18 protein-coding genes are annotated in these 24,596 nt (G+C 55.8%); 8 read left to right on the top strand and 10 right to left on the bottom strand.

All coding sequences use genetic code 11. The features are described from left to right. Positions 1 to 70: 70 nt before the first annotated feature. Positions 71 to 1,330 carry a DEAD/DEAH box helicase gene (locus BR71_RS11645; protein WP_200123106.1) on the bottom strand — a complete coding sequence of 420 codons (1,260 nt, stop codon included), beginning with the start codon at positions 1,328 to 1,330 and terminating at the stop codon, positions 71 to 73. A gap of 161 nt (positions 1,331 to 1,491) precedes the next feature. Between BR71_RS11645 and hflX the strand changes: the two genes are divergently transcribed. From hflX to BR71_RS11615, 6 genes are all read left to right on the top strand, one after another. Further along, positions 1,492 to 2,880, top strand: coding sequence for a GTPase HflX (gene hflX, locus BR71_RS11640; RefSeq protein WP_043637312.1), 1,389 nt, complete (start codon positions 1,492 to 1,494; stop codon positions 2,878 to 2,880). A 367-nt stretch (positions 2,881 to 3,247) separates the two neighbouring features. Beyond that, positions 3,248 to 4,915, top strand: coding sequence for an ABC-F family ATP-binding cassette domain-containing protein (locus BR71_RS11635; protein ID WP_043637309.1), 1,668 nt, complete (start codon positions 3,248 to 3,250; stop codon positions 4,913 to 4,915). Between the two features lie 383 nt (positions 4,916 to 5,298). Further along, positions 5,299 to 6,105: a type 1 glutamine amidotransferase domain-containing protein gene (locus BR71_RS11630; protein WP_156038963.1), complete on the top strand. Its 807-nt coding sequence runs from the start codon at positions 5,299 to 5,301 to the stop codon at positions 6,103 to 6,105. Then, positions 6,092 to 6,505, top strand: a complete 414-nt coding sequence (locus tag BR71_RS11625; RefSeq protein ID WP_043637306.1) for a MerR family transcriptional regulator — start codon at positions 6,092 to 6,094, stop codon at positions 6,503 to 6,505. The genes BR71_RS11630 and BR71_RS11625 overlap by 14 nt, the downstream gene beginning before the upstream one ends. Positions 6,506 to 6,566: 61 nt before the next feature. After that, a complete protein-coding gene (locus tag BR71_RS11620) occupies positions 6,567 to 7,493 on the top strand; it encodes an NAD-dependent epimerase/dehydratase family protein (protein ID WP_043637302.1) in 927 nt (308 codons plus the stop codon). A 63-nt stretch (positions 7,494 to 7,556) separates the two neighbouring features. Next, entirely contained in the window at positions 7,557 to 8,399 is an 843-nt protein-coding gene (locus BR71_RS11615) for a PhzF family phenazine biosynthesis protein (RefSeq protein ID WP_043637298.1), read from the top strand. A gap of 589 nt (positions 8,400 to 8,988) precedes the next feature. Here the strand turns inward: BR71_RS11615 and BR71_RS11610 are convergent. Beyond that, a complete protein-coding gene (locus BR71_RS11610) occupies positions 8,989 to 9,774 on the bottom strand; it encodes a DeoR/GlpR family DNA-binding transcription regulator (protein WP_208854866.1) in 786 nt (261 codons plus the stop codon). A 49-nt stretch (positions 9,775 to 9,823) separates the two neighbouring features. Between BR71_RS11610 and BR71_RS11605 the strand changes: the two genes are divergently transcribed. Next, positions 9,824 to 10,423 carry an NUDIX hydrolase gene (locus BR71_RS11605; protein ID WP_043637292.1) on the top strand — a complete coding sequence of 200 codons (600 nt, stop codon included), beginning with the start codon at positions 9,824 to 9,826 and terminating at the stop codon, positions 10,421 to 10,423. Between the two features lie 403 nt (positions 10,424 to 10,826). On the opposite strand, the gene BR71_RS11600 is transcribed toward BR71_RS11605, so the two are convergent. Then, entirely contained in the window at positions 10,827 to 13,070 is a 2,244-nt protein-coding gene (locus BR71_RS11600; RefSeq protein ID WP_052370519.1) for a KAP family P-loop NTPase fold protein, read from the bottom strand. A gap of 465 nt (positions 13,071 to 13,535) precedes the next feature. Between BR71_RS11600 and BR71_RS23565 the strand changes: the two genes are divergently transcribed. Further along, positions 13,536 to 15,635, top strand: coding sequence for an ATP-binding protein (locus BR71_RS23565; RefSeq protein WP_081862632.1), 2,100 nt, complete (start codon positions 13,536 to 13,538; stop codon positions 15,633 to 15,635). An 85-nt stretch (positions 15,636 to 15,720) separates the two neighbouring features. Here the strand turns inward: BR71_RS23565 and BR71_RS23560 are convergent, their stop codons facing one another. From BR71_RS23560 to msrB, 7 genes are all read right to left on the bottom strand, one after another. Continuing rightward, positions 15,721 to 16,695: a DNA cytosine methyltransferase gene (locus BR71_RS23560; protein WP_043637290.1), complete on the bottom strand. Its 975-nt coding sequence runs from the start codon at positions 16,693 to 16,695 to the stop codon at positions 15,721 to 15,723. Between the two features lie 627 nt (positions 16,696 to 17,322). Continuing rightward, positions 17,323 to 17,604, bottom strand: coding sequence for a CopG family ribbon-helix-helix protein (locus BR71_RS23555; protein WP_081862631.1), 282 nt, complete (start codon positions 17,602 to 17,604; stop codon positions 17,323 to 17,325). Between the two features lie 156 nt (positions 17,605 to 17,760). Then, positions 17,761 to 19,608: a helix-turn-helix domain-containing protein gene (locus tag BR71_RS11590; protein WP_081862630.1), complete on the bottom strand. Its 1,848-nt coding sequence runs from the start codon at positions 19,606 to 19,608 to the stop codon at positions 17,761 to 17,763. A gap of 45 nt (positions 19,609 to 19,653) precedes the next feature. Beyond that, positions 19,654 to 20,628, bottom strand: coding sequence for a TniB family NTP-binding protein (locus tag BR71_RS11585; protein WP_043637286.1), 975 nt, complete (start codon positions 20,626 to 20,628; stop codon positions 19,654 to 19,656). After that, positions 20,621 to 22,432, bottom strand: coding sequence for a Mu transposase C-terminal domain-containing protein (locus BR71_RS11580; RefSeq protein ID WP_162179212.1), 1,812 nt, complete (start codon positions 22,430 to 22,432; stop codon positions 20,621 to 20,623). The genes BR71_RS11585 and BR71_RS11580 overlap by 8 nt, the downstream gene beginning before the upstream one ends. 2 nt (positions 22,433 to 22,434) lie before the next feature. After that, positions 22,435 to 23,106: a TnsA endonuclease N-terminal domain-containing protein gene (locus BR71_RS11575; RefSeq protein WP_043637279.1), complete on the bottom strand. Its 672-nt coding sequence runs from the start codon at positions 23,104 to 23,106 to the stop codon at positions 22,435 to 22,437. Positions 23,107 to 23,840: 734 nt separating this feature from the next. After that, positions 23,841 to 24,233, bottom strand: a complete 393-nt coding sequence (msrB, locus tag BR71_RS11570; protein WP_019101694.1) for a peptide-methionine (R)-S-oxide reductase MsrB — start codon at positions 24,231 to 24,233, stop codon at positions 23,841 to 23,843. Between the last annotated feature and the right edge of the window lie 363 nt (positions 24,234 to 24,596).

Raw genomic sequence — 24,596 nt, 5'->3', positions numbered from 1 at the left:
CGCAGGCGAAAACAGGGCCGTTCCAGCTGGAACGGCCCTGTTGTTTGAGTTCTCCGTTGGGCTCGGCGCCTTAGCGTGGTTCGGCCTGCGCTTGGGCGGCGGCTTCCCGCAGCTTGTCTTTCTTGCTCTTTCGTTTGCCCTTGACGCCGCCGTTGTCGATTGCCGCGTTTGGGCTGGCGGCGGGGTTGACGGCAACGGGCTCGAAGCCGGCGATCCGCTCGCGCGGCAGCCGCAAGCGCTGGCGTTTTTCTATCAATTGGAAATGCGCGGCGCAGTCGGCGCTGATGAAGCTGACGGCTTCGCCGCTGGCGCCGGCGCGGCCGGTGCGGCCGATGCGGTGGGTGTAGTCCACCGGCGAGCGGGGCAGGTCGTAGTTGATCACCACCGGCAGGCGGGCGATGTCGATGCCGCGCGCGGCCACGTCGGTGGCCACCAGCACTTGCAGGCGGCCGGACTTGAGATCGGCCAGCACTTGGCCGCGTTGTCCCTGGCTGCAGTCCCCATGCAGCGCGGCGGCGCGGATGCCGGCGGCCTGCAGTTTGCCGGCCACCCGGTCGGCGCTGTGCCGGCTGGCCACGAAGACCAGCGCCCGTTCCCAGCCATGGGTTTGCAGCAGATGGCGCAGCAGCATGGTGCGCCGGCCGGCGTCCACTTCGATGGCGCGCTGGCGGATGTCCGGCGCGGCGGTGTCGTCGGGCGCGATGTCGATGCGCTGCGGCTGGTTTAGCAGTCGTTCCGCCAGCGCGCGCACGGCGGGCGGGAAGGTGGCGGAAAACAGCAGGTTCTGCCGGTAGGGCGGAAGTTGCTCCAGCACGCCGGCCAGCTCGTCGGCAAAGCCGAGATCGAGCAGGCGGTCGGCCTCGTCCAGCACCAGGGTGTCGACGGAGGAAAGCCGCAGCGCCTTATGCGCCAGCAAGTCCAGCAGCCGGCCGGGCGTGGCCGCCACGATGTCGGCGCCGCCGCGCAGGGCCATCATTTGCGGGTTGATGGAAACGCCGCCGAAGACCACGGCGATCTTGGGCCGGCGCGGCAGGCCCTGCGACAGTTGGCGCAGGACGTCGCCCACTTGCGCCGCCAGCTCTCGCGTGGGGAGCAGGATCAGCGTTTGCGCCTGGCGCGGCGAGGCCTGGCGGCCCGCCAGCCATTGCTGCAACAGCGGCAGGCAGTAAGCCGCGGTTTTGCCGGAGCCGGTTTGCGCGGTGGCCAGCACGTCGTGGCCTTGCAGAATGGTGGGGACGGCGGCGAGCTGAACGGCGGTGGGGGCCGGGTAGCCTTGATCGCTTGCAGCCTGGGCCAGGGCGGGCGACAGGCCCAGTGAGGTGAATGGCATGGGTGGCGTTGACGGCGATGGTGCTTGAAGCGGCAGGAGTATCGGCGCTGACCGCGGCCGGGTCAAGCGGGGCGTGGCGTCGCCGCAACGCGCGTGGCGCAGCGGGAAGTTCCGTTTGCGAGTACTATCTGGGCTCGCTATCAAGTTAAAGTCATACGCACATGCAAACAGAAGTCAAAGAGAAACCCCGCTACGCCCTGGTGGCCTCGGTCCAGTTGCCCGATGTCAGCGATGTCGAGTTCGAGGCCTCGCTCACCGAACTGAGCGAATTGGCCAAGACCCTGGGCTTCCAAGTGGTGCGGACCTTTGTGCAAAAGCGTAACAGCTTCGACCGCACCGCCTATATGGGGGTGGGCAAGCTGGAGGAAATCAGCCAGTTCGTCAACCGCGGCCTTCGCAACGACGAGCTGGAAGACGCGCCGCCGGTGCTGGATGCTAGCACGGTGGAGATCGATGCCTTGCTGGTGGACCACGAGATATCGCCGTCGCAGGCGCGCAATCTGGAGTTGGCGGTCGGTTGCGAAGTGATGGACCGCACCATGGTCATCCTGGAGATATTCCACCGCAACGCCCGCTCGCGCGCGGCGCGCGCCCAAGTGGAAATCGCCCGTCTTGGCTATATGGCGCCGCGCTTGCGCGAGGCGGCCAAGCTGGCCGGTCCGCAAGGCCGGCAGCGCAGCGGCATGGGCGGGCGCGGTGCCGGCGAATCGCATACCGAGCTGGACCGGCGCAAGGTGCGCGACCGCATCGCCGAACTGCAACGCGAAATCGTCGCGATGGAACTGGAACGCAAGACCCAGCGCGCGCGCCGGCTGGAGCGTCAGGGCCAGGGCCTGGGCGGGGTATCCTTGGTGGGTTATACCAACGCCGGCAAGTCCACGCTGATGCGCGCCTTGACCGGCAGCGAGGTGCTGGTGGCCAATAAATTGTTCGCCACCCTCGACACCACGGTGCGCGCGATCTACCCGGAAAGCGTGCCGCGGGTGCTGGTCAGCGATACCGTGGGTTTCATCAAGAACCTGCCTCACGGATTGGTGGCTTCGTTCAAATCCACCTTGGAAGAGGCGCTGGACGCCGCTTTGCTGTTGCATGTGATCGACGCCAGCGATCCAGGTTTCCAGCGTCAGCTGGAGGTCACCGACGAGGTGTTGGGAGAAATCGGCGCCGACGAGGTGCCGCGCATCCGGGTGTTCAACAAGATCGACCATGTCGGCGACGAGGCGGCGCAGGCCGCCTGGACGGCCGAGCTGCGGCAGCGCTACCCGGACTGCGTGGTGATGAGCGCGCGCCGGCCCGAGGAAGTGGCCCAATTGCGCGGCCTCATCGTCGCCTTCTTCCAGCGCGACCTGGAGGAAGGCGAGCTGCTGTTGCCGTGGTCGGCGCAGCAGTTGCGCGGCGACATCTACAGCCACTGCCAAGTGCTGGAAGAGCGCGCGGACGAAGAGGGCAGCTGGTTCCGCGTGCGCGGCGAGCCGGAAAAGCTGCGCAGCCTGCGCGAGCAGTTGAACCCGGGCTCGCAGGGGCGAGAGAAGGAATACTGGGAAGTCTGAACCTGCTCAAAGTCTGTTGTGTTTCGTGCGAAGCGGCGTATTGAGCAACGCTTTGAAACACTCATGCTTCAGGCCCGCGCTCCGCTTTCTCAGTGATTTTCACCTTGTTTTGCTTTAGTTCGCGGCACTTTGAGCAGGCTTTGAGAGCCAATGACTCCGTTGAGGCGGCGCTAGGCCGTTCGGCTGTTTTCGGAGAGCGCGTCCGTCGCCAGGCGTTTCGCTGACAGAGCGCATCTGTATAATCCCCCTCGTGCCGGCGGGCTTTGTCCGCCGGCATGGTTAATTCATGGCATTCCGCCGGGGCGCAAGTGGTCGCCGGGCTGCTGTTTTCTTGCTTCCTAAAAATTCTGCAACACTGCTATTCCCAATGATCATTCTGAAAAACGTGGCTTTGCGTCGCGGCACTAAAGTTTTGCTGGACGGCGCGACAGTCAATATCAATCCCGGTGAAAAGGTGGGCCTGGTAGGGCGCAACGGCGCGGGCAAGTCTTCTCTGTTTGCGGTATTGAACGGCAGCCTGCACGAAGACAGCGGCGATTTCTCCATCCCCAGCCAGTGGAGGATGGCGCAGGTGGCGCAGGACATGCCGGAAACCTCGCAGACCGCCACCGAGTTCGTGGTGGAGGGCGATACCGCGCTGCTGGCGGCACGGCGCGAAGTGGCCGAAGCTGAGGCGGGCGAAGACTACATGCGCATGGCGCATGCCTACACCGCGCTGAACGACGCCGGCGAGCACGACGCTCCCGCGCGGGCGCAGGCGCTGATTCTGGGCCTGGGCTTTAGCGTGGCCGAGCTGCAGCGGCCGGTGAACAGTTTTTCCGGCGGCTGGCGCATGCGCCTGCAACTGGCGCGCGCGCTGATGTGCCCGTCCGACCTGTTGCTGCTGGACGAACCCACCAACCACCTGGATTTGGACGCGCTGGTCTGGCTGGAGGCCTGGCTCAAGCAATACGCCGGCACCATGGTGGTGATCAGCCATGATCGTGAATTTCTGGACGCGGTGACCAATGTCACCCTGCACATCGATCACGGCAAGCTGGTGCGTTACGGCGGCAATTACAGCAAGTTCGAGGATATGCGCGCCGAGCAGCTGATTCTGCAACAGGCCGTGCTGGCCAAGCAGCAGGAGAAGATGGCGCATCTGCAGAAATTCATCGACCGCTTCAAGGCCAAGGCCAGCAAGGCCAAGCAGGCGCAAAGCCGCGTCAAGGCGTTGGAGCGGATGGAGAAGATCGCGCCGGTGCTGACCGAAGCCGACTTCCAGTTCGAGTTCAAAGAACCCAGCAGCCTGCCCAACCCGATGCTGACCATGTCGCAGGCTTCGTTCGGCTATCCGGCGGCTGAGGGCGCGGGGGACGGCGCGCCGCCCATCGTGATCGTCAAGGACGTCAACCGCTCGGTGCTGGCCGGCCAGCGCATCGGCATCCTGGGCGCCAACGGCCAGGGCAAGTCCACGCTGGTGAAAACAGTGGCCGAGGCGCTGGCGGCCACCGGCGGCGAGATCATCCGCGGCAAGGGTTTGAACATCGGCTATTTCTCGCAGCAGGAGTTGGACGTGCTGCGGCCGGAAGACGACCCGCTGCAGCACATGCTGCGATTGGCGCGCGAAACGCCGGCGCAGCTGCGTCCGCCGGCCAATGATTGCCGAGAACAGGGCCTGCGCAACTTCCTGGGCACCTTCAATTTCAGCGGCGACATGGTCAAGCAGGCGGTGGGCAGCATGAGCGGCGGAGAGAAGGCGCGGCTGGTGTTGTGCATGATTGTTTGGCTGCGTCCCAATCTATTGCTGCTGGACGAGCCGACCAACCATCTGGACCTGGCCACGCGCGAGGCCTTGAGCGTGGCGTTGAACGAGTTCGAGGGTTCGGTGATGCTGGTCAGCCATGACCGAGCCCTGCTGCGCGCGGTCTGCGACGAGTTCTGGATGGTGTCGCGCGGCGGCGTCAGCGATTTTGACGGTGATCTGGACGACTACCAAGTGTATTTGCTGGAAGAAGCGAAGCGCCGGCGCGAAGAAGCGGCGGGCAAGCGTTAAGCTGAAAGGGGCCTTGGAGCCTGTTCAAAGTCTGCTGCGCTTCGTGAGGCGTTGCACGGTGAGTACAGGCTCAAAATGCTCATGTACCCCTCGACCATTCCGCTTCTTCGCTAGTTTTAGCCTTGTCTCGCCCATGCTCGCGAGCCTTTGGACAGGCTGTTAGTGGCAATCATCAAAGGCAGTGTCGCCGGAACGGCGGCGCTGCCTTTTTGTTTGGCTGCCGCGCCGGCGTTGCGGCCGGAAAACCCGTGGTTGACATTAAAGCGAACTTCAAGCTTAGCATGGTCCTTGCCATCACCAGCCGAAGCGGAAGGCGTGGCGGAATGTTCTATTCTTCACAGGGTGTCCCCATGCTGACTTTCAAGAGGCTTGTCTGATTCGCCATGTCGCTATTGATGATGAAAACCGCTGCGGCCGAATCGGCGCCGGCGTCAGCCGCCCGCCTCGGCAGGGTGCTGCTGGTCATGACCAGCCACGACCGTTATCCGGGCAGAAACGATGGCACCGGGTTGTGGCTCGCCGAGTTGACCCATGTCTACGATGTGTTGACGGCCGCCGGCTACGCGGTGGATTTTGTCAGCCCCAAGGGCGGCGCCGTGCCGCTGGACCCTCGCAGCCTGGGGTGGCCCCATGCCGACGCCGCGGCGAAAGCCCGTCTGCGCGATCCGGCCTTCATGGCGCGGCTGCAATCGACAAGGGCGGCGGCGGACATTGATCCGGATGCCTATCTGGCCATCTTCTACACCGGAGGCCACGGCACGATGTGGGACTTCCGCGACAATCCGGCTCTCAAGCGAGCGGCGGAAAGCATCTACCGTCATGGCGGCATTGTGGCCTCGGTCTGCCATGGCGCTGCCGGGCTGCTGGAGCTTGAGGCGGACGACGGCCGGCCATTGATTGAAGGCCGCCGCGTGACCGGGTTTTCCAATCTCGAAGAAACGCTGTCCGGGGTCAAGGACCAAGTGCCCTATTGGCTGCAGAGCGAGCTGGAGGCCCGAGGCGCGCGCTACGAAAAGTCATGGGTGCCCTTCGGCAGCTTTGTGTTGATCGATGGCCGCATTGTCACCGGCCAGAACCCCGGCTCCAGCAAGGAAGTGGCGCGGGCCTTGCTGGCCGCCTTGCCGGCCGCTCACCCGCGGCAAGCTGAGGGCCTGCCAAGCCTGGGTCAGGACGCGCATGAAAATCGGTGAGTTGGCCAAGCGCGCCGGTATGGCGGCGTCGGCGATCCGCTTCTACGAAGCCAAGGGCTTGCTGAAGATCGCCAGCCGGCAGGCAAACGGCTACCGAGATTACCCGCCGGAAGCGCTGACGCTGCTGACCATCATCAATGATGCCCAGCAGGCCGGTTTCTCGCTGGAGGAAATCAAGCGTCTGCTGCCGGTGGATGTTTCGTCCTGGCGGCATGATGAGCTGATCGGCACGCTCAAGCGCAAAGTGGCGGATATTGATGCGGTGGAGGCGCGCTTGGCGCAAAGCAAGGCGCAGATCCAATCCCTGGTTCAGCTGATCGAATCCAAGCCGGAAGGCATGGACTGCAAGGTCAATGCCGCCCAGGTGATGGCCGGCCTGGGCTTTGCCGTCGACAAATAGCGTGCGGCCTGGCCGCTGAATCCACGCATCTCATTTCCCACTCAAGATTCCACGAAGCACTATGCAAACCATACTTGGAGCCAATGGCCAGATCGCGGTGGAACTCGCCCGCGAGCTTCACGATAACTATCACAGCGATTTGCGGCTGGTCAGCCGCAAGCCGCGTAAAGTCAACGCCAGCGATGCGCTGCTGCCCGCAAACTTGCTGGATGCCGGGCAGACGCGCGAGGCGGTCAGGGGCAGCGAACTGGTCTACTTCACCGCAGGGCTGCCGCCGGACAGTACGCTGTGGGAGACGCAGTTCCCATTGATGTTGAAAAACGCGCTGGACGCGTGTCGGGCGGAGGGCGCCAAGTTCGCCTATTTCGACAACACTTATATGTATCCGCAGGATGGCAGGATACTGACGGAGGAGACGCCTTTCGCGCCGGTGGGCCGCAAAGGCCGGGTCAGGGCGACCATGGCCGCCATGGTCTTGCAGGAGATGGCCCGTGGCGAGATACCCGTGCTGATCGGACGGGCCCCCGAGTTCTACGGGCCGGCTAATACGCAAAGCATCACCAATGCGCTGGTCTTCGACCCGCTCAAACAGGGCCGCAAGCCGCGCGTGCCGGTGCGCGATGACACAAGAAGAACCCTGATCTGGACGCCGGACGCGAGCCGGGCGCTGGCGGCGCTGGGCAACACGCCGGACGCGTTTGGCCAGACTTGGCACTTGCCCTGCTGCGAAGACCGGCCGACCTACAAGCAATTCGCCGCCATGGCGTGCGAGGCGTTCGGCAGAGAGGCCTCGTACGCGCTGGTCGGCAAATGGATGTTGACCGCCTTGGGTCTGTTTTCCAAGCCGGCGCGGGAAATCCGGGAACTGCTGCCCCGCTATGAAAGCGACAATCTGTTCGATTCCAGCAAATTCAAACGCCGCTTCCCCGATTTCGCGGTGACCCGCTACCAAGACGGCATTCGTTTGATTCGGGCCGAGTTGGCTTGATGGGTCACGAGGCGGGTTTGGAGGTAGACTAGCCGGCCCAGCAAAATACCAATAGGACATTTCATGAGCTCCCTGGGCTTCAAGCAGGTCGATGTCTTCAGTTCCATACCCCTCAAGGGTAATCCAGTGGCCGTGGTGTTCGACGCCGACGGGCTCGATGACCGGCAGATGGCGACCTTCGCCAACTGGACCAACCTCAGTGAGACCACTTTCATCCTCCAGCCCAGCGACCCGCGGGCGGACTATCGTCTGCGGATCTTCACCACCCTGAACGAACTGCCGTTTGCCGGTCATCCGACCCTGGGCAGCTGCCACGCCTGGCTGGAGTCCGGAGGTGCGCCCCAGGGGGAGGAGATCATTCAGGAATGCGCGGTGGGGCTGGTGCGGATCCGCCGCCAGGGGCGGCAGTTGGCGTTTCTGGCGCCGCCCTTGCTGCGTTTCGGGCCGGTGGAAGACGAAATGCTGGAGCGGGTGCGCCTGGGCTTGCGCCTGGCGCCCGGGGAGATCGTCGCGGCCCAGTGGGTGGACAACGGCGCGGGCTGGCTGGCGGTGATGCTGGCCAAGCGCCAGCGGGTGCTGGACCTGCAACCGGACTATCCGGCGCTGAGCGGGCTGGCGGTGGGAGTGATCGCACCCTGCGACCCGCGGCACGACGATACCGACGCGCAGTTCGAAGTGAGAGCTTTCATCTCCGGCGACGGCATGCCCGAAGACCCGGCCACTGGCAGCCTGAACGCCGGTATTGCCCAGTGGTTGCTGGGGGCTGGACTGGCTCCGGCGCGCTACCGCGTCAGCCAGGGTCTGAGCATGGGGCGCGCCGGGTGCATTGAAGTGGAGCAGGTGGGCGATGAGGTGTGGATAGGGGGGCATGCCGTGACCTGCATCGAAGGCCGGCTAGCGCTGTAGTTCAAGCCTGCCGGCATTTGTTGCGTTCGTCTAAGAACCTGTTCACGATCTGCTACGCGTCGGCGATACGGCGTTGAAAGCGGCATTCAAAATGCTCATATACCGTGTGTACACTCCGCTTTTTCAGCCGTTTTCGCCTCGTCTCGCCGACGCGTAGCAGATCGTGATCAGGTTCTAAGTGATGCAAAGCCTACGGCGCTTCAGCAACGCGGCGTTGAAAACAGCTTTGAAATGCACGTGCGATGTCCTTGTATTCTGCATGCCGATGGATGCGGAAGACATCAAAGAAACCGATGCCTGGCAACCCGGTTGCGAGATGGCATCCTCACTGCACACTAGTTGCGTGTTGCTTGCGCATCGGCCTTGCGCACGGGGCCGGATAGGCTTGGGTTGGGTCAGTCCGATAGCGGCAGTCGGCCAGTTTGAGACAGTCGCTGTTACCTGCCAGATCGTTGGTCATCACTCGATGGACGGCCTTGTGCCGGCATGAGGCTCAATCGGCATTTGGGCGTTTGGGAGCAGGGATGTGCCGACGCACAGATGCCGTCCGGGTTGCCGCAACCTTGGCTGCAAGCTTTGATTGGCAGCACTACGCACGCACAACCGACACTCCCGCTGCTTCGATCTGTTTCATCAATTCCCGGTCGGCGGCCTTCTCGGCGACGATGGTTTGTGCGAGCGTGATCTCACCGATGATGAACGGCGACGCCGCATTGAGTTTCGACGACGACGCCAGAACAACCGTCTCCGCCGCGCGCGCAGCGAGCGCGCGCTTGATAGCGGCCTCCTCAAAATCTCCGGTACTCAGGCCCGCCGTTGGGTGAACACCGGTCACGCCCATGAAGTACCAATCCGCATGGATGCGCGAGATGCCCTCTATCGCAGCGGCGCCGACGGCGACGATCGAATGCTTGTACAGCCGTCCTCCTATCAGAATGACTTCGACCGAAGGGTGCTCGGCGAGCGCCGTGGCGACGCTTGGGCTATGCGTGACGATCGTCGCCCGCAGATCAGCGGGCAGTGCCTTGACCAACAATGCCGACGTGGTGCCGCCATCAATGATTGCTGTCTGCCCGGGGGCGATCATCGTGGCCGCTTGCCGTGCAATCCTCTGCTTGGCAGCCGATTCAATGTCCCGGCGCAGCTCGAACGGCGCGAGCGCAGGAGAAACGGGCAACGCGCCGCCGTGAACGCGTTGCAATAACCCCTCCGAAGCGAGTTCACGCAAGTCCCGGCGAATCGTGTCTTCCGATACGCCGAACTCCACGCTCAACTCGCCGGCGAGCACTTGGCCATCGCGAGCGAGCGCGTCCAGGATGGCTTTCTTTCTGCGTGACGTTAGCATATGTTTGCACGAAATATCTTGATATTGCACGAATGTGCACGATACCATTATCTATATTTAGCTGTCGACTGGAGGCGCCATGGCTGCAACGAAAGACCGGGTTCGCATCGTCGAGTCCACCGTACTCTCCGACAATTGGTACACGCTGAAGAAGGTGACGTTCGATTTTCTGCGCCGAGACGGCAGGTGGCAGCGTCAAAGCAGGGAAACATACGATCGCGGCAACGGCGCAACCATCCTGTTGCATTGCCGGCACACGGGAAATGTCGTGCTCACGCGCCAGTTTCGGATGCCCGTGTTCGTCAATGGACACGACGGCATGTTGATCGAGGCGGCCGCGGGCTTGCTCGACAACGCCACACCGGAAGAGCGCATACGCCTAGAGGCGGAAGAGGAGACTGGGTACCGCGTAAGCAATATCCGCAAGGTATTTGAGGCTTACATGAGTCCGGGGTCAGTGACCGAGAAGCTCTATTTCTATTTGGGGGACTACGACGCGTCCATGCGCGTAAATGATGGCGGTGGCCTCGAAGACGAGGGAGAGGATCTTGAGGTGCTCGAAATGCCGCTGCGGACCGCTTTACAGTTGGTCAAAAGCGGCGAAATCGTCGACGGCAAGACAATCATGCTCTTGCAGCACCTAGCATTAAGCGAAATCACGGAAGGACGCCAAGCATGAACCCGCAACGGATTTTGATTGCGGGTCCATATCGCAGTGGAACCGACGGCGATCCGGCTCGCTAGCCAGCCTCTCTTGATACGCCCCTCCCTGCAGGTGTAGGGACGCAGAGTTAGTGAAAACATCCTGCCTTGCCTTGCAAGGCTTTTTCATTTTTGTGTGCTTGCAACGAAGCCGAACAGACGCAGAATTTCTGAAAAAATCTGACTTTTCTGCAAAGTTGTTGAAAAAATCTGCGGTAGTGGCTACATCTGGCGGGTTCGTTCGTTGCCCTTGCCTGTTGCAGGTGCGTCGTCACTGTGCTTCGGCAGTTCTTGCACGTAGGTTGCCACTTGTACTGAATTGGTTGACCGTACTGCCTTTAGTCTGGAGAGGCTGCGCCAGCTTCTTGTGCGGCGGCCGGCTATGACTGCCGGACATGTCGATAGATCAGGACGAATTGGTGTGCAACTTTTCGAGCGAACGGCCACTCCTGTGGAGGGTACTCCTGGGGGCTGTCGAGATCGTCGCCATAACGTCTGGCCAAGTTCTCCATCACGTATTCCGCTCCGACAATCCGGTCAACTTCATCGAAGTGTCGTCGTTCGAACCTACCTCGAACCGGCAGGCCACTTTCGATTTCCCAGCCTTCGCCGACATAGCAATCTAGGTAGGCATCAACCTCTTCCTGATGCAGATCGAAGCGGTGTCGCAGCGCGACTCGCGAGCCCTCCGCGTCATTCCTGTTCCACAACCATAGCAACGACGGCGCATCACGTCCGAACTGAACGTATACGGGCTGCTCATCGTGCGCCCGTGCAATCCGCTGCCCAATGATGCTCTCCATGCGAGGGTTGTCATCCGCTTCTACGACGTTCCGGTCGTCTTCGCCCTCAGCGTCGTGACGCAGCCAGCGGATGCACTCAGCAGCGAAGGGGAGAGGAGTAGCGTCCTCGAGAACGCTTTTAATTTCTGCCCAACGGACTGGCCCTGCAGGAAGCCTCTTCATGAGCTGTTTTACAAGGATACCTGCCTGCATCCGAGTCGTTAGCATGGACATGCCGCGCTCCTGAGGGAAAAGGCCTCCGCTGAGTACAATAGCTCGCGCAAGTGGACCAGCACACTCTGGCGGCAGCTGCTCCGACCGCTGTCGCAACACGCTAACAAGCCTGTCAATCGACCGTCTCCTGCCGAACGTTTCGATCAGCGCGCGCTTTCCCTCGTCATCGGCATCGACCACCCCTTCCATGAGCGCAATCACGCTGGCGTCCGAGACATCCCCGTCTGGAACGCAGTATGAGAAGTACCTCTTGAAGTACCCCGCTGCACAGATACGTTGCTCTTGGGCCCAAATGTTGTCCCATTCGTGACCGTACTGCATGTTGCCGGTCCTCGGGAACAGCGGGCGAAGCAGGCGGTCCTTGATCGTTTCGCGTTCAGTAGTTGTGAAACTGGGCAGAGCCCCATCCACTAACTGATCAAACGGGGTAGGTGCTTGATTAAAGCCGTTACTGCGGTTCTCGCGATGAGACTCAAGAAACATCGAAGGGTTGTCTCGGATCGCTGCGTAGAGACCTGGATAAAGAACCCGAATGCCTTCAACCAGCATCAAGTTCATAATGTTGACCTCGCCCTTTAGTAAGGGCAACGCGAACATCAGCGCATTGGTATACAGTTTTGCGACGCGCGGGGTGCTTAGTCTCGGTTCCAGGCCGTCAACAAAATGGCGGATGAAGGCGTCGACCTGTGTCTGCTTGAGCTCGATGCCCGCCATGGACAACGCTGCCTCCACTCCTTCGAAGGCCACCAAACGAAGACTAACGGTATCAACCGGTGGCAGATGCAGAGGTACCTGTATGATTTTTTCCAAGAATGCGCGACCGGCTTGCTGGCCGCCCGCGCCGTAGCGCTCGCCGAGCGCGGCAGCGACCACCTCATCATCGAAAGCCAGTACATAAGACGTGTGATTGAAGCCGGCGGATAGCTTTACTAGTTTGAACATCGAGTGGGTCTCGGTCCTGTCGAGGCGGTCGATATCGTCGACAAGAACAACGACACGCTTTCCACTCTCCGCAAGGAATGTCTCGATGCGAGATCTGAGTTCGTCCAAACCGACGTTGGACATGGCTTCTCCAACACCCTTTGCGGCGTCCCCTGGTCGAAGGGTAACCGCTCCTCCCAAGACGACAGAACCGATTGATAGGAGCGAGCCGTAGTCCTTCAGGACCTTGCCAATTTTCTCTTTGGCATTGTTCAGCTTTCTGTCGAGGCCATCTGCCAGAGTAGCAAAGAAGCCACGGATCAACTGCTCCTCAGACTGGAAATGCCATGGATTGAAATGCAGGACTACTACATAGTCATGGCGTTGAAGTTCTTCTTCCATCATCTTCAGGACTGAGGTTTTGCCATCACCCCATGGCCCGAAAACGCCGACCACCAAGCTTGATGGGTCGGGTCTGAGAGCAATAGTGTGGGCAATTCGTGAGGCGAATGGTGCCCGATTAAAGCGATCCTGGTCTGCGCCGGAAATCGGCTCGTCAGATACAAACTGCTTCGATGGAGGAGTGATCGTGGCGTTGGCAGTTCCGGTGGAAGGGGGCTGCTTGGAGGCAGTCGTCGCCTGTCGTGGCTCCGTCGTTTTTCTTCTTGATTTAAAACAGCGAAACATTCGTGATAACTCCCGTTGCTGTCGATGCCGCACACTTGCTATGGATGTGGCTCCGTGCTGCAGGCTCATCCACTACAAACGGCTCTAGATTATCTGATTTCATTTGATTTTCTGCTTAATTCTATGAAAACAGGTTCGATTCACTCTTTCCTCGTTTGACGTTAATAATAGAAAATTCAGTTGCTTTAGGTAAAATGATTTTATACTAAATTTCTTGTTTTGCAATCGAAATATTATTGTGGCATAATTGTGGTTATTTGGCATGTTATAATTCAGTCTATTTTATGGGGTGCCAGTAGGAATAGTAATTAGAATTGGTGGAATATAAGTATTTATCGAGCAGGTATTTACCTTCTGATTAAGTTAATAATCCCGTGAGAGGTTAATGTAGTGGGCAATTTATATTCTGTTTCTCAAAGTGATGGTGAGAGTCAATCAGTCATAGAAAAGCCAGAAGATTTTTATATGAAAATACACTCTGGTATGTTGGAAACTATGGGACATAATATGTACTCATCGGTAGCAAAGTGTTTGGCCGAGTTTGTGGCGAATGCTTATGATGCAGATGCAAAAAATGTCTCGATACACATGGATTTTGACAGAATTGATAGCGCAAAAAAGATAGTTAGAGAAAATGCAAAAAAAGAGAAAAAAGAGGGGAGGAGACAGGATATATCTGCAGTGTATGATCCACTTCCGTCTGATATAACGATAGAGATATTTGATGATGGACATGGTATGACTGCGAGGGAGATTCAAGATTATTTTCTTTCGATTACCAGAAATAGAAGAGATGATGAGAATGGTAGGCCAACCAAAATATATACAGAGTCGGGTAGGCGCCGTGTTATGGGAAGAAAAGGTGTCGGAAAGCTTGCAGGATTTGGTGCGGCAGAGCATATCAAAGTAACAAGTAAAAGAGCTGGAGAGAGTTATTCGACAACCTTTGAAATGGATTATATTAATATTAAGAAGTACAATGACCTTGCAAATGCCAGGTTTAAGGCAGAGTACAGGGATGGATTAAGTTTAGAAGATCATTTTACAATAATATCATTGAGTCAGCTTCGCTGCGATTCAATGAAAGCTAGTAAAAAGAGAATAAATGACGTTCTCTCAAGGACTTTTTGCATACTCGATGAAGATTTCTCTATAAATCTTAATGGTGCTAAGGTGGAAGAGGAGGAGATGGATTGGGAATACAACTATCCAGCTGGACATTCTATTGATAATTTAGCTTCTGCCAATGTCAAAGTGGATGAGGATAGTACTTTTAGCATAGATTATATTATAAGATTTAGAGCCAGGCCTAATGACCATGGCGCGACTGAAGAAGAAAAGAAAAGAAGATCAAGTCTTCCTGCGGAGAGGAGAGGTGCAAGAATATATTCTCATGGCCGTATAACTCATGGGCCAAGTCTTCTAAAGCTTCACTCGGGGGTTCATAATTTTCACGGTCAAGATTATATGGAGTGTATTGTAATTGCAGATGCGATAGATGAGTTTGATAATGATTTTGTGGTTACAAGTCGAGAGGGGCTTAATAAAGATAATCCAGTTGTGGATTCTCTGTTTGATGTTGTGACTGAGTTAATGAAAAAGGGGTTGGCTGAACATTATAAATATAGAGATAAAGAGATAGACATTGCGATTGATAATGATGATTATAGCAGGGGTATTTTGAGCCCGCTTAGCCATGTCAATAAAAAATCACAGCGTGCTGCAAAGCAAATTTTGAATGTGATCGGCCGTGAGCATGGAATTAGTAGTGAAACATATAGGGAGATGGCGCCTATAATTTTACAAGCGGTAAATGCTAGTGAGGTTTTAACTAAATTAATTGAGTTGGAAATTGATCCTCAGAGTATTCCAGTTCTTGCGCATTCAATGGTTGAATTGACTAGGATGGAAACAAGTGATTTGTTAAAGCTATACAGAGGAAGATCTAAAGCGATTGGGGCGCTGCATAAATTACATCTTGATTCTATGTCAAATAGAAAGGGCAAGGGTTATGAAAACGAACTTCATGGTCTTTTTAAGGAATCTCCGTGGTTAATTCAGCCGGAATTTGCTTCATATTTGACAAGTGACAAACCTATGGGTGAGTTGTGCCGGACTCTAAATGCAGTTTTAGAAATTGATAGTGAGGTAAGTAATGCTATTTCAGATGATGATAGAACACGGCCGGATCTAGTTTTCTTGGCAGCAAATCAACCCAGTCCTGATGATGTTGTTATTGTAGAACTAAAATCGCCAGGGATTGAGCTGGAATTTGATCATCTGACTCAGTTGGAAGAGTATATTTTTAAAACTGAAGAGTATTTAAACGCTAAATTAGGCAGGGCCGTAAGAGTTCGAGGATTTTTAATAGGAACAAAGCCGGCGCAAGATACAAAGAGTACGGGGAAACGACATCTTTTGAAGAAGATTTCAGAGATGGGACCAAATTCACCAATACATATATTTGATGTGTTAGATTTAATAACTAGAGCTCAGCAAGTACACAAAAATGGGATTGAAATATTTGAGGCTGAGGAGAAAAGATTGAATGAAGAGTTAAGCTAGGGTTGTGCTGTTTTTAAATAGCTACCTAGTTTTTTGTGGCTAGGTAGCTATATGGGAATTTTTATTTTTATTTCAATCGACAGAGTCACGATGAAATAAGTAAATGCATTATTGATTTGGCAACTGCGCTGGCAAGGGGTACGGGAACGCCATTTCCGATTTGCCTAGCAATGGCAGTTCTATCTCCACTAAATATCCATGTGTCTGGAATGCCTTGTATTCTGGCACCCTCTCGTAAAGAAATTACTCTATTTTCACGAGGATGGATATATCTACCTTTAGATGCGGACTGAAAAGAGCATCTTAACGTATTTGCGGGTCGCTCCCAGTCCATTCGCCCCCATACATCAACAGCTTGATTACCCATTTTAAACCAACTTGGAGGGCAAAGCTCAGGAGCTTTGCTTAGTATATCTCTCTTGTCACCTAGGGGAGGTATTAATTTCATTCTGGCAAGGGCAATGTCGGTTGGTTCTGGAGAAATATGATAGTCACTGCCTGTGGTTTTATCGCTTAGTCCATGGAACGCATCTCGTAGGGTTAGACGAACTTCACTCGCTTCAGGTTTTTTTGGTAAACCAATAGTGGAAAAAATTGTGAAACTTCGAATTCTCTTTTGGGCAACACCATAGTGCTCTGAGTTTAAAATCCAAGTTACGCAAGCGTACCCTAATTTTGAGAATTTCTTCTTCAGCAGTGTGAAGTATTTCGAATCTAAAAATTGAGGTACATTCTCTATGAGAACTACTTTCGGCGCATGCTTTTCAGCCCACTTATATACGCAAAGGGATAGAGAATTTCTTTTGTCCTTGGGGTCTCTTCTTCCCAAGGTGCTAAACCCTTGACAAGGCGGACCTGCAACTAAGACGTCATATTCTAAATTTTCTTTTACAATGTTCACATCCCAAACTTCTGCTACCGGTTCAATATTGTAATTGTAAGTTGAGACAGCTCTGGGGTCTAGTTCTGCTGCAAATATACTTTGAAACCCAGTTTCTTTAAATCCCCCCCCCATTAAACCAGCTCCTGAAAATAGCTCAACTATTTTATAGCTACGCATTTCTATTTACCCCTCGCGCAAGTCGCTAGGTCTGCTATGCTATTCAGCATAGCGCTAAGCTGCCTTTCTAGATGTGGCTGTCCTTTTAGTAGGGCTTCAACTCTATCAAACTCTTCTCGTAATGGTGAAGAATTATTAGGTGCTTGCTCTAAGTCAATGCCTAAGAAAATGCAAAGTTTGACGATGCGCTCGTTCATTACGTCAAACTTATTGTTTTTTACTCTAAGTAGGAAGTCTTTGTTTAAATTGGGGAGGCTTGTGTAAGAAGAGTCTAGCTTCCTTTTGGCATTGTAAAATGAAACGCAGTTGCGAATGCTCCAGTGTCTTTTTTTGAGCTCCAATGTAACTAAATTACTAATTTCTTTATTGCTCACGCAGAATTTATTCACAATAAATGTCTCGCAATAATGATACAATAATTATTATTGTATCATATAAATGATACAATTTAAATAAAATTTTGCTATGCTACGGCATGTTAAACGAATTTTCTCTCTTGTAATGCCACGGAGACCGGAAGGTCAGGTGCAGCTTTCATAAAGAGTAAAGGTCAGTTCGGCTCAAGTGACAGACTTTCCATGTACCTGTGCACACAGCTTGTATTGCCCAATAAATTTGGAAGGGGTTCTACTGCCCCACTTTCCTTGGTAATGGAATTGAACTTTCTGTTCCTAGGCTTTCCGCCCAGGTATTTATAGCTTGGTCGCTGACTACCTGACCAAGATCGACATCGGTAAGTGCTTCTTGAGTAAGACGTTCGCGTTCTTCCTCTCGTTCTATCCAGGCAGATAGCGCCTGTTGCATGATCCAGTCTTGAGAGCGTCCCAGGTGACTTGCCATTTGGGCGATTCTATCCGCCATTTGAGCCGGAACATGAACAGAGATTTCTATTACCGGGTAGTCAGGCATCATGATTTCCTTAGCAAAATCGGATTTTTAACAAAAGCTATTGATAAAAAAACATCATAGTTGATCGGTACGGTAAAAACTCTGTGTCAAACAAGGGGGTAAGACTCTAGACACTGTACCAATTGGAAATATTGCAATCCGACGAAAGGCTGGCGATCAAGTCACTTTTGCTGCGACATCGGTACGCCTGAACACATACTCTTTCCCGTCGTCTACCGTTGGCCCGCAGAGGGGGTGTAGTCCTTGTTTGATCAAGTGCCCGGCGGCCTTGTGTACAGGTTTAACGATCTGTTCCGCCAAGCGTTCGCCCCAGATGTAGTCGTTGGTCAGCCGTTCCAGCTCTTTGGCTTCCAGCCCCAGGAGCATCCGCTTCTCATAACCATATTGTTGCCGGCTGGCGTGGGCATGCCCAGTCCCAATCAGGTGATAGAGCAGGTTGACGTCCATCCGGATGGATGTTGCCGCCTCCCTGACCGTGAAGAAACCGTGGGAGCGGCGGTATTGCTTATGCCAGAGCGTGAATTGCTGTCGGGAAACCAGCAACGCGCGGAGGCCATGGTCGGCCGGGTTGCGGCCTACCACTTCCAGCGAGCCATCCTGCAGGGCGTGGATGACCGCCAAGAAGGGCTCGCTGCCTTGCATCCACCGTTTGGTGATTTCCCACACCGATAGCAGTTCTGGATTGTCCGGTTCTGGGCTGATCAGGCCATGGTTCAGCTGCTTCAGAAAAGTGTTAATGGTTTCTAGCTGAAAGCACCACCGGGTGCGTTTCTTATCGTGAGGCAGTGGCTGCAGCAGACCACTTTCGATCAGCAAACGGATCCGTTTGGGGGTGATGCGCAGCATGCGTTCCACCTCCGAAATAGTCAGCGTGCCATGCTCACTGCGGGCGTAGGCATCCAGCGAACTGCGTTCTACCATCCAAGTCGTTTTCCCTTTCGCCGATGAGGATTGGCAGCCTTTGATTGTGCCGCTTTCTATCAGCTTGTGTACCGCGCCTCTTGAGAGATTGAGCTGTTCCGCGGCCTTGGCCAAGCTAATGATGGGATGGGCCTGACGCAGATCCTGCTGCAGGATCAGTTTATCCGGCCATCGCTCATGGACATAACGCTCGAATTCTTCCCGTACAAATAGCAACTCTGGATGGATCAGCAGCCGATAGAGGGCCTGATGTATTTCTCGCAAGTACACCCGCAGCGATGCCGTGTTGCCGGATATGGGCAGTGTGTACTCCTCCAACAGTTGATGGAAGCGTTGCGGCCAGTGCTGGGCGATCTGCATGGCCAACTGCAAATAGGGCTGAATGATTTCGATCCGGCCATGATCGGCTATTTTCTGTGGCCGGGTGTTGGGACGGTGCGATGCATAGGCGCCAAAGAACCAAAGCAGGTCGCATAGTTGCGCCGGGTGTAGATGATCTAATTCCGGCGGGGTGGGGATGTTGCTGACAGCGAGGTCGGGCAGGCCGACCAGCGGCCGTATGGTCTGAGTAATCAGTTTGGCGAGTGCCAGCTCGGCAGCGGTGCCTGGGCGTGTGGCTGCATGGCGCAAGTCGGCGCCGCAGCTGCAAGTAAACATGGTGCCTTGATGCCAGCGGATGAGTTTGTCGCAGCCGGGGCATTTTTCTCGTAGCAGCAGGCGGTGGGTGGGGCAGGCTATTTGCAGGGTTAGCAGCCATTCCGTTTGCCAGATGCCGTGCTCGGCCAAGCAGACGGGGCACCAGCGTCGGTGATGGTGATTCCAGTACGTCACCTTGAGACCGAGCCGATGGTAGCTGTGACGGCCCAGGCTGGCCGGCGCCGGGCCTGTCAGGCATGCTAGGCTAGTCTGATCATGGCCTGTCAGCCGGGTTAGATTCTGCCAGGCGGCATCGTGTTTTTTGACAAATAGTGGTAGCCAGGTCTGACCTGGGTAGCCGTTGGCGTGCCCGAGGCGCAGGCAATAACCCAGCAGACTTTCGCCCGCCTGCGGCTTGGGGCGGATCTGCAGTAATGGGGAGGTCATGATGTGTTCCGTTGGAGGATCGCCATAAAGGCGATCCTCATGGGGTTACAACGCGGGGATGGCGGCTTTGGGCGCGTTCCGGCGGGAGAACCGGGTGGGCTCGAATGGCTCGTCAGGCTGGTTCAGGCGTCGGAATACAAAGTTGGTATCGAAGGGATTCAGCTCAGGCGGGCTGTCTCGCCAGACATAGTTGGAGAAAGCCATGGCCAAAATACTTTGGTTGAGATTGTGCTGATCCTGTTCAATTAAGCATTCCAATCCCCCCAGAATCACCTTGGAGAGATAGCCGAGCAGGCCATTGCTGGCATAGTGCAGGCGCTTGACGCACTCCCACTCGGCGAGTCCCCAGGTTGGGCGTCCTTGGTTGATCTGCGTGTCCCAGGCATGGACGACGTCGCGGAACAAGGACTTGTCCTCGTTGCAGGAGAAACCGATCGGCGTCAGCGCCACGCGGGCGGCGAAGCGACGGCGCAACTGCTCGTTGGAGCGCAGGATCCACTCGCACTCTGGCAGGCCGGACAGTACCGTGGGAATGGCGATCTGATCGATCAGGGTCTTCAGCCACTCGGTGACCTCCTCGAAGGTTCTACGGCCGGCGTCGACGAAGTGATGGAACTCATCCAGCAGCAAGGCCTCGGTTTTACCGCCGCGGATCAGCTGCACGATCTGGTTGGTCTTCTCCGCGGTGCTGCCCCGGACCTGAACGCCGGCCCCTAGCGCGATCAGAATGGCCTCCGCCAGGCCTCGGATGGTCGGGTGGGCAGGCACTTGGACATACACCACCGGGCGTATCGTTGCTTCCTCCGTTTCGTAGCTGGGGTGCTGTTTGGCAAAGCTGTGCAGCACCGAGGTCTTGCCGGTGCCGGATGCGCCAATCAGCAGCAGATGCCTGGCAGCGGCGCCTTGGCGCGACAGGGCATGGCTGTGCGACAGCCTTTCCAGCGCGGTGCTGAATTGTGGATGCAGGATCTGGATCCGCTCCGCCCGTCGAAGGTCTGCCAGCGTATAACGCTCACTCATGGTCATCTCCTTCCGGATCGTGCGTGAGCACGGGCAACGTACTGGGAGGTGACCAGCTGTCTGTCGGGGGGAGTTCCGCGTCCTCTGAAATCGTAGGAGGCAGCTTGCCGGTGGTCATCACCTTGCTTGAGTGCGCACCTTTGGCCCGAGCAGCGCGTTTGCGATCGGCCAGCTTACGGCTTTGCAGCAATTGGCCGACCACCTCCTGCATGTGCACCTTGGCCCGAGCCAGCGATAGCGGATCGGCGGATGCCAGGCCTTCCTTGCGCATCGCGGCCAGAATCAGCTTGTGCTGGTGCAGTTGCAGTCCCTCGGCGTAGTCTGGGGTGAGGCAGGGAACGAGCATGGCCTCTTTGGTCTGCGGGTGGAGGGCGAATATCGAGCCCAGGTTGTCTGGATCGAAACGGACCTGCACTTTGATGCGGTCGCCGAGTTGTTTGCGCCAAGGGAGCAGATCTTTGCTGTTGTAGCGCAGTCCGTGCAGCTCAATGCCGGCATGACCTAGTACCCGTTCAGCCTGCTTGGAGAGTATCAGTCGTAAGCGATCTGGATCGATGGTGCGAGGCGTGACGATTTCCGCCGCGCGTTGCCAGGCGGCATACGGCGTCTGCTTCAGACCTCGATGGTAGGTCTGGGAGTAGATGTCGATGATCCAGATGTGCAGAGCGTGGACCATCTCTGACAAGGTGACGATGGACTCCTTCAATGGGTCATAGCCGTAGCGGTCGAACCAGTTGGCAAAGCTGGTGCCAGGCAACTGATGGGCGAACTGTTCCGCCAGCGTCCGTAGCGATCGCTCTACCATGGGCTTGAACCAGGGTGTGCGGGGCGGGCAGAACTGATAGTTGATGCCCAGTTCGAAAGTGGCGCGCAGCAGGTCCTGGGAGTGAAACTCCAATCCGTTGTCGACGACAGCGGTGGTGGGTATACCATGGCATGGCCAGTCATGCTGGATGTCGGGATACCGCTCCTTCACATAGTCTTTGCTGCCGATGGCGTGCTGCAAGCAACGCAGCACCGCCTCGATGCTGGGCGGTGAGAACGACAAGTAGAAGCCCAGGATCATACGAGTGTGGCAATCGATGATCACCGTGATGTACGGGCGCCCCAGTACCAGCATCGACTCCTCATCGATGACGAAGATGTTGAACGGCGTATGGTCAATTTCGACGCGTTCCAGCAGATACATCGTGGCAGGTGTGATGCTGCTATGCCGGTACTTTTTGCGGGCGTACTCGCGTCCGTAGCGGGCAAGATCGACCTCATACTGGGGTTGATTGCGAATCAGCCGTCGGAAGGTATCGTAGCAGGGGGCCTTGAGTTGTCTATCCGCAGGCGCTTGATCGTTGTGAGCAGCAATCTGGATAAGCAGCTTTTCATAGGTGATGCGGATGGATGGGCGCTTCAACGTCAAATAGGCTGTTTGAATTACGGCCTCTGCCAAGAGGAGTAACTCGCCTTCCATTCGTGGGCCTTTTCCTCCGCGGCGGTCAAAGTTAGGCACGAGCGCCAAGGGGTTGCCTCCGCTGCTCTGCAGGCGCGTATGCCATCGATATAGCGTGCTGCTAGAGGGTGGGTTGCGATCCCCGATGTGTTGGGCAATGTCTTGTATGAATGCTTCCAGCTTATGTTTGGTGTAGCAAGGGTTATGCTGGGCATTGAAGGCATCAGTATAGGCCTGCCGCCGTAAAGCTGAGGTTTGGGCGAGAGGGGAATGGCTGTCGAATGGGCGCTGTTGAGCACTGACCGGTGGTTCTTGGTCGGAAAGCCCTTTCGGGCTTTTCAGAATGATCTGGAGTGACATGATCATATCCCCCGGATCAAGGTGCTGGGACGCAGCGGTTTGCTGAGATTAACTGCAAGCCATTCCTGAGCAATGGCGGCATAGACCAGTTGGACATCTGCCGCTGCGCTACTGAGGGCTTCCAGTGAGGCGGGGCCCTCTCTGAGGATTTGAAGCATTGCGGCCTTGGCTGTTAGTGGGATATGTCGATGACGCTGGCTTTCAACCAACCCAAGGTTGTGCAGCAAGACCTTGTCTCGCAGCGTTTTTTCGGACAAGACTGCGAAAAGTCCACCTGCGGATTCGATCAGTGACGCGATCACTTGGAAACGGCGTTGGTTCTCAGGGGTGTTGGCTTCCGCTTGATACTTGATCTCTACAACAGCGCGTCTACCGTCGCGTAGGTGCAACAAAAAATCTGGTGTATAGCTACGGGCCTCACCATCGAGCTCGTAGTCCAGAACGAACGGCTCCGGAATGATGAGCATGACCTCGGGCGCTAAGTTGTAAAGCCTGATCGCGTCGCGGGCTAGCCCGGACTCATAGGGTATGCAGCCATCAATCCCTTTGTTTGACGGGCACATACCGCGATAGGAGCCATTTCCGTGCTTGTGGAATGCATCACGGACAGGGTGAGTGGAATTAAGTAGTTTGCAAACAGCGGCAACTAAAACTTCATAGATTTGACTGGCCATGTCGATCTCCTAAGATTTTTAGGGCGCACGTTTCCATCTCGAGGCTCGAGACAGGGAAAAAAGACGTGCGGGGAGCTTGACCAGTGGGGGGGCGTTCAACGATACTGAAACCAGCGACGGTTTATATATAAGCATCGTGTGGGTCACCCTACACTGGCTAAGAGGGGCACTTCTTTCTTAAGGGGTGTCCTTTTTGCTATCTAGACGCAAGTTCTCCTTTCATGTTTTTTCTGCATGTCCTCTAAATTCTAGCCTCCGACCTAGCGAGGTGATAGTAATTTTTTAGTTTAAATCCTTCCTAAGCTTCTGTTTTTCCGTAGAAACTATATTCTACGAAAAATTATGATTATGGAATTTTGGTGAGTGGATGAAAAAGATGGCTCCAGGATGAGCTTGAGCCAATTTTTGCCATGGATGCTTTTCTAGATTTCGGAATTTTTATCTGAAAGTGATTCCGGATTTGCGAAAGGATAATAGGTAATTTTCAATGGGTTACTGAGGAGTAAATCGGAGATCGGATATCGGGGTAGTCGGCAGGCTTTGCTTTTTATTCTGCTGTTGAGTTGAAATGAAAAACACAGAACAGATGAAATCTATTCTGTGTTGTATTTTTGATACGGCATGCCATTGAATTTGCCGTTGGGGTTTTGATGGAATGCTTTTTTATCGACTTGGAGCGAGTTGCAATTTATTTGCCTTGAGTTGTCAATAATTTTGCCTCCCTACAGCAGGGCTCACGCCTTGGGCGTGAACGCCAGCGCCACCGAGTTGATGCAGTAGCGCTCGCCGCTGGGTTCGGGGCCGTCCGGGAAGACGTGGCCCAGGTGGGCGTCGCATTCCGAGCAGCGCACTTCGATGCGGGTCATGCCGTGGGAGTGGTCGACGATGCGGGCGATGCGCGCGCCGGCGGCTTCGGCCCAAAAACTGGGCCAGCCGCAGCCGGGGTCGTACTTGGCGTCGCTATGGAATAGCAAGGTGCCGCAGCAGACGCAGTGATAGTCGCCGTTCTCTGTGCGGGTATAGTGTTCACCGCTGAACGGACGCTCGGTGCCGGCCTGACGGGTGACGCGGTATTGTTCCGGCGTCAGCTGCCGTTGCCATTCTTGATCGGTTTTTTGCATGGTCATGGTGCGCTCCTGTGCAGTGGGTTAGCCCTATTTTAGGGCGAGTCCTGGTTGCCGGTATATCTGGCGTTAAGGTTTTACCGGGGACAGGGTTGACGGGGGAAGGGTGCGGGCTCTTATCTCAATATTTGACCTGCTAACAAAACCCCTGATGCTGTGTTGGCCTTCTTGTCACCCAACTTGGCCTCAGATTCATTAGTCGTGCCGGCCGCCCGTGGATGACGGATTCGGAGCGGGAGTTTGTAACGATGTGGAGTACGTTGCCTGAATTAATTAATATATTTATTAAAAATAAAAAAATACTTCCAAATAGCCTTTCTATTTTCAACATTATGCCGACCCCAGGGTTTTCCCACAGCACTGTGT

It is taken from the genome of Chromobacterium haemolyticum DSM 19808, assembly GCF_000711885.1.
In the GTDB taxonomy this organism is placed as follows: Bacteria; Pseudomonadota; Gammaproteobacteria; order Burkholderiales; family Chromobacteriaceae; genus Chromobacterium; species Chromobacterium haemolyticum.
The sequence above is the reverse complement of the archived record's forward strand: the minus strand, read 5'-3'. Positions and strand labels throughout refer to the sequence as shown.

What these genes read in the sequence shown, in the direction of transcription:
- hflX (WP_043637312.1), top strand. Translation starts at nt 1,492, where the DNA reads ATGCAAACAGAAGTCAAAGAGAAACCCCGCTACGCCCTGGTGGCCTCG.
- BR71_RS11585 (WP_043637286.1), bottom strand. Translation starts at nt 20,628, where the DNA reads ATGAGTGAGCGTTATACGCTGGCAGACCTTCGACGGGCGGAGCGGATC.
- BR71_RS11625 (WP_043637306.1), top strand. Translation starts at nt 6,092, where the DNA reads ATGAAAATCGGTGAGTTGGCCAAGCGCGCCGGTATGGCGGCGTCGGCG.
- BR71_RS11635 (WP_043637309.1), top strand. Translation starts at nt 3,248, where the DNA reads ATGATCATTCTGAAAAACGTGGCTTTGCGTCGCGGCACTAAAGTTTTG.
- BR71_RS23565 (WP_081862632.1), top strand. Translation starts at nt 13,536, where the DNA reads ATGAAAATACACTCTGGTATGTTGGAAACTATGGGACATAATATGTAC.
- msrB (WP_019101694.1), bottom strand. Translation starts at nt 24,233, where the DNA reads ATGACCATGCAAAAAACCGATCAAGAATGGCAACGGCAGCTGACGCCG.
- BR71_RS23555 (WP_081862631.1), bottom strand. Translation starts at nt 17,604, where the DNA reads ATGCCTGACTACCCGGTAATAGAAATCTCTGTTCATGTTCCGGCTCAA.
- BR71_RS23560 (WP_043637290.1), bottom strand. Translation starts at nt 16,695, where the DNA reads ATGCGTAGCTATAAAATAGTTGAGCTATTTTCAGGAGCTGGTTTAATG.
- BR71_RS11590 (WP_081862630.1), bottom strand. Translation starts at nt 19,608, where the DNA reads ATGACCTCCCCATTACTGCAGATCCGCCCCAAGCCGCAGGCGGGCGAA.
- BR71_RS11645 (WP_200123106.1), bottom strand. Translation starts at nt 1,330, where the DNA reads ATGCCATTCACCTCACTGGGCCTGTCGCCCGCCCTGGCCCAGGCTGCA.
- BR71_RS11580 (WP_162179212.1), bottom strand. Translation starts at nt 22,432, where the DNA reads ATGTCACTCCAGATCATTCTGAAAAGCCCGAAAGGGCTTTCCGACCAA.
- BR71_RS11575 (WP_043637279.1), bottom strand. Translation starts at nt 23,106, where the DNA reads ATGGCCAGTCAAATCTATGAAGTTTTAGTTGCCGCTGTTTGCAAACTA.
- BR71_RS11605 (WP_043637292.1), top strand. Translation starts at nt 9,824, where the DNA reads ATGGCTGCAACGAAAGACCGGGTTCGCATCGTCGAGTCCACCGTACTC.
- BR71_RS11620 (WP_043637302.1), top strand. Translation starts at nt 6,567, where the DNA reads ATGCAAACCATACTTGGAGCCAATGGCCAGATCGCGGTGGAACTCGCC.
- BR71_RS11630 (WP_156038963.1), top strand. Translation starts at nt 5,299, where the DNA reads ATGTCGCTATTGATGATGAAAACCGCTGCGGCCGAATCGGCGCCGGCG.
- BR71_RS11600 (WP_052370519.1), bottom strand. Translation starts at nt 13,070, where the DNA reads ATGTTTCGCTGTTTTAAATCAAGAAGAAAAACGACGGAGCCACGACAG.
- BR71_RS11615 (WP_043637298.1), top strand. Translation starts at nt 7,557, where the DNA reads ATGAGCTCCCTGGGCTTCAAGCAGGTCGATGTCTTCAGTTCCATACCC.